Source organism: Mesorhizobium sp. P3_A2, assembly GCF_056403115.1.
The window spans coordinates 531,271-546,086 of record NZ_JBFUGC010000001.1; the positions used below are offsets into that span (position 1 = coordinate 531,271).

The following is a 14,816-nucleotide window of genomic DNA, read 5'->3' on the forward strand; positions in this document are numbered from 1 at the left end:
ATCCCCTGTCCTGTTGAGCTACTACCGGTCATTGACCGGAAAGGAAACCGTTGGCAGGCGGCACCTGCCGCGTCCTCGTGTTGACAAGCCCGACTGAAGCTTGAACATGCCTTGGACGTAAGCAGTGTCTGGAGGGTGTTATGGCAATGCGCGCGGCTCGTGGCCTGTCTATCCTGATCCTTCTCTTTTTCGCCTGGGGGGCTGTCGCGCAAGCGGCCGAAGCCCGCCGGGTGGTGACCTCAAACAATTCCGATTACTTCGGTTTCGATCTCAGATCGGACCAGAATGTCAGCCTCGATCAGTGCAAGACCACATGCCTCGGCGACCCCGCCTGCCGCGCCTTCACCTACAACAACAAGGCCAAGTGGTGCTTTCTCAAATCCGACTATAACCAGCTGAAACCGTTCAGCGGCGCGGTCGCGGGCAAGGTCGTCAATGTCGATGGCGACCCCGATATCGGCGCTCCGCCGGAACTCACCTTCTTCCCCAATTGGATGGCCGATCAAGCCCAGCAATACCGCAACAAGCTGACCGATCCGGCCTATGACAAGCCGACCGACGGGCTGGAAGCGCTGCGCGCCGCGGCAGAACAGGCGGCGTTGACCGGCGACCATGGCCAGGCCATGAACAAATACGAGGCCGCGGTTTCGGTCCTGCCTGATGACGGTCAGCTCTGGCTCGGTCTGGCGCGCGAAACGCTTGCCATACAGCCGGCTAGCGGCAGCTCGGAATCCTATAATCTGCCCGTCAAAGGCACCTCCGCCGCCATCAACGCCTACAAATTGCTGCGCACCACCAAGACCCGCGCCGAAGTGCTGGCACTGCTGGGCAACGGCCTCGATCGCCGCGATCTCTACCGTCCGGCCCTGCAGGCCTATGAGGCGAGCCTCGCGCTGGTCAGTTCGCCGGCCGTCAAGGCCGAATATGAGGACCTCAAGGCCCGCAAGGGCTTCCGCGTCATCGATCACTCGGTCGACGCCGACACCAGCGCGCCGCGCATTTGCGCCCAGTTTTCCGAGGGACTGGTCAAGACCGGCGTCGATTACGCCCAGTTCGTCACCGTGGACAACCAGCCGCCCAAGGGCGTCGAAGCCAAGGATAAGCAGATCTGCGTCGAAGGCCTGGAACATGGCCAGCATTACGAAGTGACCTTCCGCGCCGGCCTGCCGGCGGCGATCGGCGAAGTCACCGCCGCCCCGGTCGTGCTGTCGATCTATGTCCAGGATCGCGCGCCGTCCGCCCGCTTCACCGGCGACAGCTTCGTGCTGCCGGCCGGCGCCCGCCGCGGCATCCCGGTCGTCACCGTCAACATGACTGCCGCGCAGATGAAGCTCTACCGCATCGGCGATCGTTCGCTGGCGCAGCTTCTGTCCGGCTACCAGTTCCTGAAGCAGCTCGACGGCTACGACATCTCCAGCATTTCCGACCAGATGGGCGAGCCGGTCTGGCAGGGCCAGCTCGACATCGCCAACGACCTCAACAAGGACGTCACGACCTCGTTCCCGGTCGACGAGGCCTTGCCGCAGCGCAAGCCCGGCGTCTACGTGCTGACCGCGCAACCGGTCAACGGAAATGGCGACGACGACGATTACAATTCGCTTGCCACGCAGTGGTTCGTCGTCTCCGACATCGGTCTGTCGACCTATACCGGCCAGGACGGGTTGAATGTATTTGCCCGCTCGCTCGGCACCGCCAAGCCGATCGCCGGCGCCGAACTGACGCTCCTGGCCAGGAACAATGAAATCCTCGGCACCGCGACGTCGGACGCCGAAGGCCACGCTGTCTTCAACCCCGGCCTGACCCGCGGCGACGGCGGCATGGTGCCGGCCGTGCTGATGGCCAAGCAGGGCGACAACGACTTCGTCTTTCTCGATATGGGCCGCGCCGGCTTTGATCTTTCCGATCGCGGCGTCTCCGGACGTGCCGCACCTGGCGCGCTCGATGTCTATGCCTGGACCGAACGCGGCATCTACCGCGCCGGCGAGGATGTGCATGTCGCAGCCCTTGCCCGCGATGGCGCCTCCAAGGCGGTCGAGAACCTGCCGCTGACCTTCATCTTCACCCGTCCCGACGGCGTCGAGAACCGCCGCATTGTCGCCGACGGCGTCTCCGCCGGCGGCTATGCCGTCGACCTGCCGCTCGAAGCCAACGCCATGCGCGGCACGTGGACGGTGTCGATCTACACCGATCCCAAGCAGGCCGCCGTCTCCAGCCAGATGTTCCTGGTCGAAGACTTCGTGCCAGATCGCATCGAGTTCGACATGAAGTCCGACAAGCAGGAGATCGCTCAAGGCGAAACAGCCAACATCAACATTGACGGCCGCTTCCTCTATGGCGCACCGGCTGCTGGCCTCGCGCTCGAAGGCGAACTAACGCTGTCGACGGCGCGCGATTGGGACCGTTTCGCCGGCTATTCGTTCGGCCTCGCCGACGAGCAGTCGGCCGAGCCTTCGGTCACCCCGTTCACCGGTCTTCCGGTGGTCGGCGACGACGGCAAGGCGACCTTCCCGGTCACGGTCGATCAGTTGCCCGCCACGACCAAGCTGGTCGACGCCAAGATTACGGTGCGCATGCGCGAAACCGGCGGTCGCGCCATCGAGCGCTCGCTCAACATCGGCATCCGCCCGCAAGGCCACATGATCGGCATCCGTCCGGATTTCGAGGACAATGAAGTGCCGCAGGGTGGCACCGCCAAATTCAGCCTGATCGCGGTCGATCCCGACGGCAAGCGCGAAACGCTGAAAGGCGCGCAGTGGTCGCTGGTCAAGGTCGAACGCAATTACCAGTGGTACCGCAGCAACAACTCCTGGAACTACGAGCCGGTCACCTTCACCAAATCGATCGCCAACGGCCAGGTCGATCTCAACGCCGATGCCGAGGCGACCGTGACGATGCCGGTCGACTGGGGCCAGTACCGGCTCGAGATCGAGACCGCCGATCCCGAGGGCCCGGCGACCAGCTATGAGTTCGACGCCGGCTGGTATGTCAGCTCGACCTCCACCGAAACGCCCGATGGGCTCGAAATTGCCCTCGACAAGCACAGTTATGCCGCCGGCGAAGTGGCCAAGCTGAAAGTGTCGCCGCATTTTGCCGGCGAACTGCTGGTCACCATCGGCGCCGACAAGCTGCTCAAGACCGTCACGGCAACCGTGCCGGCCGGCGGCAGTACGGTTGACATCCCGGTCGGCGACGATTGGGGCGCCGGCGCCTACATCACCGCAACCCTGTTCCGGCCAGGCGATGCGCAGGAAACGCGCATGCCGGCCCGCGCCATCGGCGTGAAATGGCTGACGGTCGATCCGGGCTCGAAAAAGCTCGCCGTCACCTTGACGCCGCCCAACAAGACCATGCCGCGCCAGCAGCTGTCGATCCCGGTCGCGGTGGCCGGCGTTGCACCCGGCAGCAATGCCTATGTCACGGTCGCGGCTGTCGATGTCGGCATTTTGAACCTTACCAACTACAAGGCGCCGGATCCGGAGGACTGGTATTTTGGCCAGCGCATGCTGGGGCTTGAAGTCAGAGACATCTATGGCCGTCTCATCGACGGTTCGCTCGGCACCACCGGCAAGCTCAGGACCGGCGGCGACGGCGCCGCCATGCAGACGCAAGGCAGCCCGCCGACCGAAAAGCTGGTCGCCTTCTTCTCCGGCCCGGTCCAGCTCGATGCCGACGGCAAGGCAAGGATCGACTTCGACATCCCGCAGTTCAACGGCACCGTGCGCGTCATGGCTGTCGCCTGGACCAAGGACGCCGTCGGCCATGCCTCGACCGACGTCATTGTCCGCGATCCGGTGGTGATCACCGCCGGCCTGCCGCGCTTCCTGGCGCCGGGCGATGCCGCCGTCCTGCGGCTCGACGTTGCCGACACGGACGGCCCGGAAGGAGACTATGCCCTGTCGATCGACACCACAGGCGACCTCTCGACCGGCGACAAGCCGCTGCCTGAAAAGCTGACGCTGGCCAAAGGCAAGCGCCAGACGCTGACCGTGCCGCTGATTGCACAGACGGCGGGCAACGCCTCGATCACCATCAAGCTCGCCCATGGCGATGGAACCGCCGTGGAACAGACGCTCTACGTCCCGGTACGCCCGGCGCAATTGCCGGTCACCACCCGGCTGGTCGTCGACCTCAAGAGCAATGGCGGTTCGCTGCGCGTCGATAAGGAACTGCTCGCGGCAAGCCTGCTCGACGGTGCCTCGGTCAGCGTTGGCGTTTCGCAGGCAGCTGCCTTCGACGTGCCGTCGCTGCTGATGACGCTCGACCGCTACCCCTATGGTTGCGCCGAGCAGACCACCAGCCGCGCTATGCCCCTGCTCTACGTCAACGATCTGGCGTCCTCCATCGGCATGGCAAGCGACCCCGATCTGCACGACCGCGTCCAGGCCGCCATCTACAAGGTGCTGAGCTACCAGGCTTCGGCCGGCAGCTTCGGCCTGTGGGGTCCGGGCTCCGGCGACCTGTGGCTCGACTCCTATGTCACCGACTTCCTGACCCGGGCGCGCGAGCAGAACTACGACGTTCCGGCCCTGGCGATGAGCCAGGCGCTGAGCAATCTGCAGAACTCGGTCGGCTATGACCAGGACGTCCAGGACCGCGGCAGCGAGATCGCCTACGCGCTCTACGTTCTGGCCCGCAACAAGAAGGCCTCGGTCGGCGATCTGCGCTACTACGCCGACACCAAGCTCGAAGCCTTCTTGAGCCCGATGGCCGTCGCCCAGCTGGCAGCGAGCCTGGCGCTCTACGGCGACGCGCAACGTTCGGAAGCGACCTTCCAGACGGCGCTGCAGCTGGCCAAGTCGACCACCGACTACGACTACTACCGGTCCGACTATGGCTCGCGGTTGCGTGACGGTGCCGCGATCCTGGCGCTCGCCGCCGAATCGAAGCCGGTGCCGACCATTGTGCCGGAGCTGATCAAGCTGGTGGCAAGGGAACGCGCCGATGCCCGCTGGACGAGCACGCAGGACGAGTCCTGGATGCTTCTGGCGGCTCGTGCGCTGAAGTCGGGCAACGACTCGATCAAGCTGTCGGTCAACGGCGCACCACATGCCGGCGGTTATTCCACGCAAGTCAGCGGCAGCGATATCGCCGACAGCCCGCTGACCATCGCCAACACCGGCTCGACGCCGTTGCAGGCGGTCGTCACCACGGTCGCCTCGCCGGTCGAGCCCTTGCCGGCGGGCGGTGACGGCTTCACAATCGACCGCACCTACTACAAGCTCGATGGCACCGAGGCCAACGTCACCGAGGCAACGCAGAACGAACGCTATGTGGTCGTGCTCAAGATCTACGAGCAGAACCGCTGGCCGTCGCGGCTACTGATCACCGATTTGTTGCCGGCCGGCTTCGAAATCGACAATCCGGGCCTGGTCTCCAGCGCCCAGCTGTCGAACTTCACCTGGCTGGCGCAGACCGACGCCGCCCATCTCGAATTCCGCGACGACCGTTTCGTCGCGGCGTTCAACCCCAATGACGGCGACGGCGACCGCAACATCATGCTGGCCTATGTCGTGCGTGCGGTGACGCCGGGCACCTATGCCCATCCGGCAGCCACGGTGGAGGACATGTACCGGCCGCAATATTCGGCCCGCACCGCCACCGGCATGATGGAGATCAAGGCGCCGTAAGGCGCCTTGGCGGACGTAGCGATGGCGCTGCCCCTCATTCGCCTTCCGGCACCTTCTCCCCGTAGAGTGACGGGGAGAAGGGGACTACTGCGATCGTCGGCACCCCTTCTGCAACGTTGGAAACTGGCGAAAACCTTTGCGCAGGCCCCTTTCTCCCCGTCTCTACACGGGGAGAAATGTCCGGCAGGACAATGAGGGGCGGCGCCATGCTTTCGAGAAAATTTCTCCGCCGCACCGCAATAACCGCAGCTACCTGCGCCGGGATCCTTTCGGTTGCAGCCGCCACCCTTTGGCAGGTCGACCGCGCCTACCCACCACCTCTGCCCGAAAAACTCACCGTCTCCACCGAAGTCCAGGACCGCGACGGCCAGCTGTTGCGCGCCTTTGCCACCCCGGACGGCTACTGGCGGCTCGACACACACCTCGACCAGGTCGACAAGCAGTTCGTCGACATGCTGGTCACCTATGAAGACAAACGCTTCTGGGACCATGACGGCGTCGACGTGCTGGCGTTGGCCCGCGCCGCCGGCCAGCTTGTCACCAACGGCCATATCGTCTCGGGCGGCTCGACGCTGTCGATGCAACTCGCCAGGCTGATCGAGCCACGCGAAAGCCGCAGCCTCGGCTCTAAGCTCAAGCAGATGCTGCGCGCCATCCAGATCGAGCGGCGGCTGTCCAAGCAAGAGATCCTCGAACGCTACCTGACCTTGGCGCCCTACGGCGGCAATCTCGAAGGCGTGCGCGCGGCCTCGCTCGCCTATTTCGGCAAGGAGCCGAAGCGGCTGACCGTCTCGGAAGCAGCCCTGCTGGTCGCGCTGCCGCAATTGCCGGAAAAGCGCCGCCCCGACCGCAATCTCGATATCGCGCATGCCGCCCGTGACCGCGTGCTGACCCGCATGGTTTCCTCCGGCCTGCTCGGCGAGCGCGAGGCAGCGCGTGCGGCACTTGACGATGTCTCGGGCCTGCGCCGCAAATTGCCGGCGCTGGCGCCGCATGCCGCCTATGCGATGCTGCCCAAGGCCGTCCCCGGCAAGCCGCTGCAGCTGACGATCCGCAAGAGCGTCCAGCAAGGGCTGGAACAGGTGGCGCGCGATGCCGCCATCAAGCTCGGCCCTCGCCTCTCCGTCGCCATGGTGATGGCGGACGCCCGCACCGGCGACATTCTGGGAGAAGTCGGCTCGGCCGATTTCTTCGAGGCCAGCCGTTCTGGCTGGATCGACATGACCAAGATCGTGCGCTCGCCCGGTTCGACGCTGAAGCCGTTCATCTATGGCCTCGCCTTCGAGCAGGGGCTGGTGGCGCAGGAAATGCTGATCGAGGACAGCCCGGTCGATTTCGGCGGCTACCGGCCGAAGAATTTCGACATGGGCTACCAGGGCGATGTCTCGATCCGCCAGGCGCTGCAGCTGTCGCTCAACGTGCCGGCGATCCGTGTGCTCGACTCTGTCGGCCCGGCACGGCTGATGGCGCGCTTCCGCCAGGCCGGCGTCAGCCCGGTGCTGCCGGTCAACGAGGCGCCGGGCCTGGCCATCGGCCTTGGCGGTGTCGGCGTGACGCTGCGCGATCTCGTCCAGCTCTATACCGGGCTCGCCAATGGCGGCAAGGCGAACACGCTGCATGACGGCACCGAGCCGGCCAATGCCGAACGCACCACCGCCACCATTCTCGACGCCCAGGCGAACTGGCAGATCACGGACATATTGTCGGGCGTAAAACCGCCCGAGGGCGCCTTGCAGCGCGGCATCGCCTACAAGACCGGCACGTCCTACGGCTATCGCGATGCCTGGTCGGTCGGCTTCGACGGCCGCTACGTGCTGGGCGTCTGGGTCGGCCGCGCCGATGCGGGTGCTGTGCCCGGCCTCTCCGGCTATGTCTCGGCCGCCCCCATCCTGTTCGAAGGCTTTGTCCGCTCGGGCCTCGCCGCCGTGCCGCTGCCCAGCCAACCGGCCGGCGTCGTCAAGGCCAAACGCGAAGATCTGCCGGTGACACTGGCCCGTTTCGGCGCCGGCGCCGACGGGCTGGTGCAGGCAGGCCCGACCGAGCCGGCGCCGACCATCATCTTTCCGCCCAACGGCGCCCGCGTCGATCTCGCCACCAATTCCGCCGAGGCCTCGCCGCTGGTGCTGAAGCTGCAAGGCGGCCGCGCGCCATTCCGCTGGCTTGCCAACGGCAAGCCGCTGGTCGGCATCGACCGCCGCCGCACCGCGACCTGGCTGCCCGACGGCGCCGGCTATTCGACCCTCACCGTCATCGATGCCGTGGGCCGCGCGGCCAGCGTGAAGGTGTTCGTTGAATAGATGGCGCCAGGCGATTCAAAGGATTGGACTTTGCGTCCTCATGCCTTTCGTCTTCGCTCTCCCCGCCGCCGCCGATCCCCTGCCCGCCGGCTTTGTCCGCCTGGTCGATGTCGACCCCTCGATCCGCCAGGACATCCGCTACGCCGGCCTGGAAAACTTCCTGCATCGCAAGGCCGACGGCTATGACGCGCCGGTCTGCATCCTCACAAGGCAGGCGGCGCAAGCGCTGTCTGGCGTGCAGAAAGCGCTCGCCACCGATGGCCTGACGCTGGTCGTCTTCGACTGCTACCGCCCGGCCCGCGCCGTCGCCGACATGGGCAATTGGACAAGAGAAGGTGGCCCGTCCGACCCGCAATGGTATCCCAAGGTCAAGCGCGGCGACCTCATCGCCAAGGGCTATATCGGCGAACTGTCCACCCATTCACGCGGCTCGACCGTCGATGTCGCCATTGCCCGCAGCGATGGCAAAAGCACATCATCCGCTGCCTGCGGTGCTACGGGTGCCGGCACACTGGATTTCGGCACCAGCTTCGACTGTTTCGATCCGGCGAGCGAAACCGCCCATCGCCCGCTCGCGGCCGATGCGGCGGCCAACCGCAAAAAGCTACTCGATGCCATGCGCTCCGGCGGCTTCAAGAATTATACGCGCGAATGGTGGCACTACACGCTGGCAAACGAGCCGTTTCCGAAGCAGCGCTTCGACTTCCCCGTCACTGCGAATTGAAACCACCCGGTGCTACGGCGAATCTCAGCCGCGGCGGCCTTGCTCCAGCGCGGCCCGCCTCTAAATACCGCCGGACCGGCCTGGAGTCAGCCTAGGCTAATATGAGGAAAATGTTTCCTCTCAGCGCGCAATATCGGCGAAAAATTGCTTCGAAGGGCCAAAAAAGGCAACGTTGAATGCATCTAATTTCTATCAATTCGATAGAGTTCAGCCGTCATCAACGGAGGCGGAAATGACCAAACCTCATTTCAGGAAACTGCTCGGCGCACTGGTCGCCACATCGATCCAGTTCGGCACGCTCGGTTTCGCGTTTGCCGATACCACCATTCTCAACGTGTCCTACGATCCGACACGCGAACTCTACAAGGCCTATGACGAGGCCTTCGCCGCCCATTGGAAGGCCGAGACCGGCGAAACGGTCACTATCCAGCAATCGCATGGCGGCTCCGGCGCCCAGGCCCGCGCCGTTATCGACGGCCTCGACGCCGATGTGGTGACGCTGGCGCTCGAAGGCGACATCAATGCCATCGTCACCAAGTCGAAGAAGATCAATCCCGACTGGCGCAAGAAGTTCGAGAACAATTCGGCGCCCTACACCTCGACCATCATCTTTCTGGTCCGCAAGGGCAACCCAAAGGGCATTCATGACTGGAGCGATCTGGTCAAGGACGGCGTCCAGGTGATCACGCCCAACCCGAAGACGTCGGGCGGCGCACGCTGGAACTACCTCGCCGCCTGGGCCTACGCCAATGCCAATGATGGCGGCGACGAGGCCAAGAACAAGGAATTCGTCGGCAAGCTCTACGCCAATGCTCCGGTGCTCGACACCGGCGCGCGCGGCTCGACCGTCACCTTCGCGCAAAAGGGCATTGGCGACGTGCTGATCGGCTGGGAAAACGACGCCTATCTGGCACTCAATGAATTCGGCGCCGACAATTTCGAGATTGTCTATCCGCCGACCTCGATCCTGGCCGAGCCGCCGGTGGCGATCGTCGACGCCAATGTCGACGCCAAGGGCACCCGCAAGGTTGCCGAAGCCTATCTCGGCTGGCTCTATTCCAAGGAAGCCCAGACGATCATTGCCAAGAACCACTATCGTCCGGCCAAGCCCGAGCTGGTGGATCCGGCGGATATTCCGAAGACGCCTGAAATCAAGCTGATCTCCATCGACGATCCGCTTTTCGGCGGCTGGAAGAAGGCACAGCCTTATCATTTTGGCGACGGTGGTATATTCGACCAGATCTACAAGCCGGCCCAGTGAGCTAAAATCTAGATCAGGACGACATGACCATAGCACCCGCCAAGGCGGGGTGGCGGTTCAGACAGCCGAGCGTCATTCCGGGTTTCGGACTGACGCTTGGCTTCTCGCTTGCCTACCTCACGCTTATCATCCTCATTCCCCTGTCGGGCCTCATCTGGCGTTCGGCAGCCCTCGGCTGGACCGATTTCTGGGCGATCGCCACGGACCGCCGCACCCTCAACGCGCTCGAAATCAGCTTCGGCGCCGCCTTCATCGCGGCGGCTGTCAACGTCGTCTTCGGCACGCTCGTCGCCTGGGTTCTGGTGCGCTACCGCTTCCCCGGCCGCCGCATCGTCGATGCGATGGTCGACCTGCCCTTCGCGCTGCCGACAGCAGTGGCCGGTATCGCGCTGACCACGCTCTATGCGCCCAATGGCTGGATCGGCCATCTCCTGGGGCCGCTTGGCATCAAGGTCGCCTATACCCCGCTCGGCATCGTCGTGGCATTGGTCTTCATCGGCCTGCCCTTCGTCGTGCGCACGGTGCAGCCGATCATGGAGGAGATCGACAAGGAAGTGGAGGAGGCAGCCGCCACGCTTGGCGCCAACCGCTTCCAGATCATCACCCGCATCCTGTTTCCGGGACTGGCGCCGGCAATCATCACCGGCTTTTCACTGGCCTTCGCCCGCGGCGTTGGCGAATACGGCTCGGTCATCTTTATCGCCGGCAACCTGCCCTACAAGTCGGAGATCGCGCCGCTTCTGATCGTCATCCGGCTGGAGGAGTACAACTATCCGGCGGCGACCGCGATCGCCGCGATCATGCTGTTGCTGTCGTTCCTGATGCTGCTGGTCATCAACCTGGCGCAGTCATGGAGTCGTAAGCGCTATGGCTGATCCCGAAATCAAATCCTACGAGCCGCATCACGAGAGCCAGTCAGCTGCAGTGACCGAAAGCCTGCCGGTGCGGCTGCTGCTGATGGCGGTGGCCTTCGCCTTCCTCGTCATCTTCGTGCTCCTGCCGCTGATCATCGTCTTTCACGAGGCGCTGGCCAAAGGCCTCGGCGCCTATACGGAATCGCTGTCCAATCCCGATACGCGTTCGGCGATCCGACTGACCCTGCTGGTGGCGGCGATCGCCGTGCCGCTCAACGTCGTCTTCGGCATCTCCGCCGCCTGGGCGATCGCCAAGTTCGAGTTCAAGGGCAAGGCGTTCCTGACCACGCTGATCGACCTGCCCTTCTCCGTCTCGCCCGTCATCTCAGGCCTGGTCTACGTGCTTTTGTTCGGCGCTCAGGGGCTGCTCGGCGAATGGCTGAAGGCGCATGGCATCCAGATCCTGTTCGCCGTGCCCGGCATCGTGTTGGCCACCGTCTTCGTCACCTTCCCTTTCGTCGCACGCGAACTGATCCCGCTGATGCAGGAACAGGGCAATGGCGATGAGGAGGCGGCGCTCTCGCTCGGCGCCAATGGCTGGCAGACTTTCTGGTATGTGACGCTGCCCAACGTCAAATGGGGATTGCTCTACGGCGTGCTTCTGTGCAACGCCCGCTCGATGGGCGAATTCGGCGCGGTCTCGGTCGTCTCCGGTCACATACGCGGGCTGACCAACACCATGCCGCTGCATGTCGAAATCCTCTACAACGAGTACAACGCCGTCGGCGCCTTTGCCGTCGCTTCGCTGCTTGCCGGCCTGGCTTTGGTGACGCTGGTCTTGAAAACACTTCTCGAGATGCGCTACGGCGCCGAGATCGCCGCGACGCGCGGACACTGACTAATGGATGTCGCCCAAAAGTGGGAACCGGTTTTGGGATAACGACATGCATCAAATTATTGAGGGATTTTCATGGAAGTTCGCGTTGCCAACGTGCGCAAGGAGTTTGACCGGTTCCCGGCCCTCCATGACGTATCGCTTGACATCAAGTCAGGTGAGCTGATCGCGCTGCTGGGGCCGTCGGGTTCCGGCAAGACGACACTGCTCAGATTGATTGCCGGGCTTGAACGGCCGACGCTCGGAAAGATCTTCTTCGGCGACGACGACGCCTCGCAGAAGTCGATCCAGGAGCGCAATGTCGGCTTCGTCTTCCAGCACTATGCGCTGTTCCGGCACATGACGGTCGCCGACAATATCGGCTTTGGCTTGAAGGTCCGGCATGGGCCGTCGCGGCCGCCGGCGGCGGAAATCCGCCGCCGCGCCTCAGAATTGCTCGACCTCGTCCAGCTTTCCGGGCTGGAAAAGCGCTATCCCGCTCAGCTCTCCGGCGGCCAGCGCCAGCGCGTGGCGCTTGCCCGCGCCATGGCGATCGAGCCCAAGGTGCTGTTGCTCGACGAGCCGTTCGGAGCACTTGACGCGCAGGTGCGCAGGGAACTGCGCCGCTGGCTGCGCGAGATCCACGACCGTACCGGCCACACTACCGTCTTCGTCACCCACGACCAGGAAGAGGCGCTCGAGCTTGCCGACCGCGTCGTGGTGATGAGCCAGGGCCGCATCGAGCAGGTCGGCTCCGCCGACGAGATCTACGACACGCCGAACTCACCCTTCGTCTACTCCTTCATCGGTGAATCAAGCACGCTTCCCGTAAAGGTCGAGGACGGCCAGGTCTGGATCGCCGACCGACCGATCGGGCTGTCCGCGCCGCATGCGCCGAGTGGCGAGGCAGTCCTCTACTTCCGCCCGCACGATGTCGAACTGCTCGACGGCTGCAGCGGCTGCATTGCCGGCACCGTCGCCGCCAGCCGCCGCGTCGCCGGCACCAGGCGCGTCGAACTCGAAATTGGCGGCGAACGCCAGCGGGTCGAAATCGAACTCCCGGTCGACCATCCGGCGGCGCAGAAGAGCCGGGTGGCGTTCAGACCGCGGCGCTGGAAGCTTTTCCCGGCGGCATAGTCCTCGACGTCTAATCCTCGATCAGTTGCTACCCCAGCCAGTTCTCGACCTTAAGGCCCTTAATCCGGCTGAACTCGCCGGTATTGGCTGTTACCAGCGTGATCCCCAGCGCACAGGCGTGGGAAGCAATGAAAAGGTCATTGTGGCCGATCGGCTGGCCCCGGGCCTCCAGTTCGGCCCGAAGTGCGCCGTATTCGCTATCCACCGGCACATCGAGCGGCAGCACAGGTAACTCGGCCAGCAATTCCTCGACCTTGGCGAGCAGCTTGGCCGATCCCTTGCGGGCGCAACCATAACGCAGCTCCGAGGCAACGACGATGCTGGTGCACAGGGCGCCGTCTCCCTCGCGAGCCGCCGCACCGGCGGCTTTGCCAGCCGGATTTCGGATCATGTCGCTGATGATGTTGGTGTCGAGCATGAACCGCATCAGAAGATGTCCTCGGGCCTGACGGGCACATCATGGATCTCGGGAAAGTCGTCTTCAGGACCAAGCGGCGGCTCTTTCGCCCATTGGGCGAGCAGTGCCGTGAGGCCGAGTTTGCGGACCGGCTCGATGATCAGACGGTCGCCGTCGCGGCTGATCAGGACTTTTTCGCCGGGAAGCTCGAACTCGACGGGAATGCGCACCGCCTGGCTGCGGTTGTTGCGAAAGAGCTTCGCTTCCCTCGGCGGCGTTGAATGGCGGTGTTGCGGCATGGCTGCGCGTCCTTGTATATGCCATATGTATATGCCAAAACGGCAAGATGCAATCATTCTGCGACGCATTGGAAGGAAATCCTACCAACCGGCTGTTTCAGCAATACTTTTTCTCACCGCTGGATGGCAGGCAGCGTCCCCGTGTCTGGTCGCGCTGGACATGGTCCCATTATGTTGGCGCGTTATATCGGTGCATTCGAACCGGCATTCCCAAGGAGCCCCTTTTTCATGAAGCGATTTTTCCTCAGCGTCGCCACTGCCACCGGTCTGTTCCTCGCCGCCTCGCAGGCCTGGTCGGCCGACAAATTGCTCAACGCTTCCTATGATGTCGGGCGCGAGCTGTTCGTTCAGGTGAACAAGGCTTTCATCGCCGGTCATCCCGGCGTCACCGTCGACCAGTCGCATGCCGGTACTTCTGCCCAGGCGCGCGCCATTGCCGAAGGTCTTGGCGCTGACGTCGTCACCTTCAACCAGGTCACCGACATCGACTTCCTGGTCAAGAAGGGCCTCGTCTCCGCCGACTGGCAGAAGGATTTCCCCGACAACGCCTCGCCTTTCTATTCGCTGCCTTCGTTTCTCGTCCGCGCGGGCAACCCCAAGCACATCAAGGACTGGAACGACCTCGTGCGCGACGACGTGCAGGTGATCTTCCCCAACCCGAAAACCTCGGGCAATGCGCGCTACACCTATCTGGCGGCGACCGCCTACGCCAAGGAGGCGTTCAAGGGCGACGACGCCAAGGTGAAGGAGTTCGTCACCAAGCTGTTCAACAATGTGCCGATTTTCGATACGGGCGGCCGCGCCGCCACCACGACCTTCGTCCAGCGCGAGATCGGCGACGTGCTGATCACCTTCGAGTCGGAAACGCGCGGCATCCGCAAGGAGTATGGCGACGACAAGTTCGAGCAGGTCACGCCAACTGTCAGCCTGCTCGCCGAATTCCCGGTGGCCATCGTTGACAAGGTCGCCGACGAGCACGGCACGCGCGATCTGGCTAAATCCTATCTCGACTTCCTCTACACGCCGGAGGGCCAGAATATTGCGGCTGAAAATGGCCTGAGGATCCGCAATGCTGAAGTCGCGGCCAAATACAAGGCTGACTTCCCCGATGTCCGCCTGCTGACGGTGGAAGACGTCTTCGGCGGCTGGGACAAGGTGCAGAAGGAACACTTCGCCGCCGGCGGCCTGCTCGACCAGACCTATGGCAGCCGCTGACATCGGCAGCATCCGACCGAAAAACTGAACAGAAAAAGCCGGCTCTTTGCCGGCTTTTTCTTTTTCGCGCGCCTAGAGACTGCTACCCGGCAGAATCCGGCGGCATATGTGAAAAACGTTACAAAGAATCA

10 protein-coding genes are annotated in these 14,816 nt (G+C 63.8%); 8 read left to right on the forward strand and 2 right to left on the reverse strand.

Going from position 1 to position 14,816, the window contains the following annotated elements; genetic code table 11:
• Nucleotides 1-140: 140 nt before the first annotated feature.
• The 7 genes from AC1DXM_RS02520 (at nt 141) to AC1DXM_RS02550 (ending at nt 12,774) form a co-directional block, all read left to right on the forward strand.
• Entirely contained in the window at nt 141-5,627 is a 5,487-nt protein-coding gene (locus tag AC1DXM_RS02520; protein WP_477231599.1) for an alpha-2-macroglobulin family protein, read from the forward strand.
• Nucleotides 5,628-5,833: 206 nt separating this feature from the next.
• Nucleotides 5,834-7,924 carry a penicillin-binding protein 1C gene (gene pbpC, locus AC1DXM_RS02525; protein WP_477231600.1) on the forward strand — a complete coding sequence of 697 codons (2,091 nt, stop codon included), beginning with the start codon at nt 5,834-5,836 and terminating at the stop codon, nt 7,922-7,924.
• Between the two features lie 40 nt (nt 7,925-7,964).
• The gene (locus tag AC1DXM_RS02530; RefSeq protein ID WP_477231601.1) at nt 7,965-8,648 is read left to right on the forward strand and encodes a M15 family metallopeptidase; all 684 of its coding nucleotides are present in this window, start codon (nt 7,965-7,967) and stop codon (nt 8,646-8,648) included.
• A gap of 232 nt (nt 8,649-8,880) precedes the next feature.
• Nucleotides 8,881-9,909 carry a sulfate ABC transporter substrate-binding protein gene (locus AC1DXM_RS02535; RefSeq protein ID WP_477231602.1) on the forward strand — a complete coding sequence of 343 codons (1,029 nt, stop codon included), beginning with the start codon at nt 8,881-8,883 and terminating at the stop codon, nt 9,907-9,909.
• A 23-nt stretch (nt 9,910-9,932) separates the two neighbouring features.
• Nucleotides 9,933-10,784 (forward strand): sulfate ABC transporter permease subunit CysT, encoded by an 852-nt coding sequence (gene cysT / locus AC1DXM_RS02540; RefSeq protein WP_477231603.1) that lies wholly within the window; start codon nt 9,933-9,935, stop codon nt 10,782-10,784.
• Nucleotides 10,777-11,661: a sulfate ABC transporter permease subunit CysW gene (gene cysW / locus AC1DXM_RS02545; protein ID WP_112560300.1), complete on the forward strand. Its 885-nt coding sequence runs from the start codon at nt 10,777-10,779 to the stop codon at nt 11,659-11,661. Before cysT ends, cysW begins: the two co-directional genes overlap by 8 nt.
• 72 nt (nt 11,662-11,733) lie before the next feature.
• A complete protein-coding gene (locus tag AC1DXM_RS02550) occupies nt 11,734-12,774 on the forward strand; it encodes a sulfate/molybdate ABC transporter ATP-binding protein (protein WP_477231604.1) in 1,041 nt (346 codons plus the stop codon).
• A gap of 28 nt (nt 12,775-12,802) precedes the next feature.
• Here AC1DXM_RS02550 and AC1DXM_RS02555 read toward each other — a convergent pair whose 3' ends face one another.
• A complete protein-coding gene (locus AC1DXM_RS02555) occupies nt 12,803-13,201 on the reverse strand; it encodes a PIN domain-containing protein (protein ID WP_477231605.1) in 399 nt (132 codons plus the stop codon).
• Nucleotides 13,201-13,470 carry an antitoxin gene (locus tag AC1DXM_RS02560; RefSeq protein WP_477231606.1) on the reverse strand — a complete coding sequence of 90 codons (270 nt, stop codon included), beginning with the start codon at nt 13,468-13,470 and terminating at the stop codon, nt 13,201-13,203. Before AC1DXM_RS02560 ends, AC1DXM_RS02555 begins: the two co-directional genes overlap by 1 nt.
• Nucleotides 13,471-13,698: 228 nt before the next feature.
• Between AC1DXM_RS02560 and AC1DXM_RS02565 the strand changes: the two genes are divergently transcribed.
• Nucleotides 13,699-14,685: a sulfate ABC transporter substrate-binding protein gene (locus tag AC1DXM_RS02565; protein WP_477231607.1), complete on the forward strand. Its 987-nt coding sequence runs from the start codon at nt 13,699-13,701 to the stop codon at nt 14,683-14,685.
• The last annotated feature ends 131 nt before the right edge of the window (nt 14,686-14,816 follow it).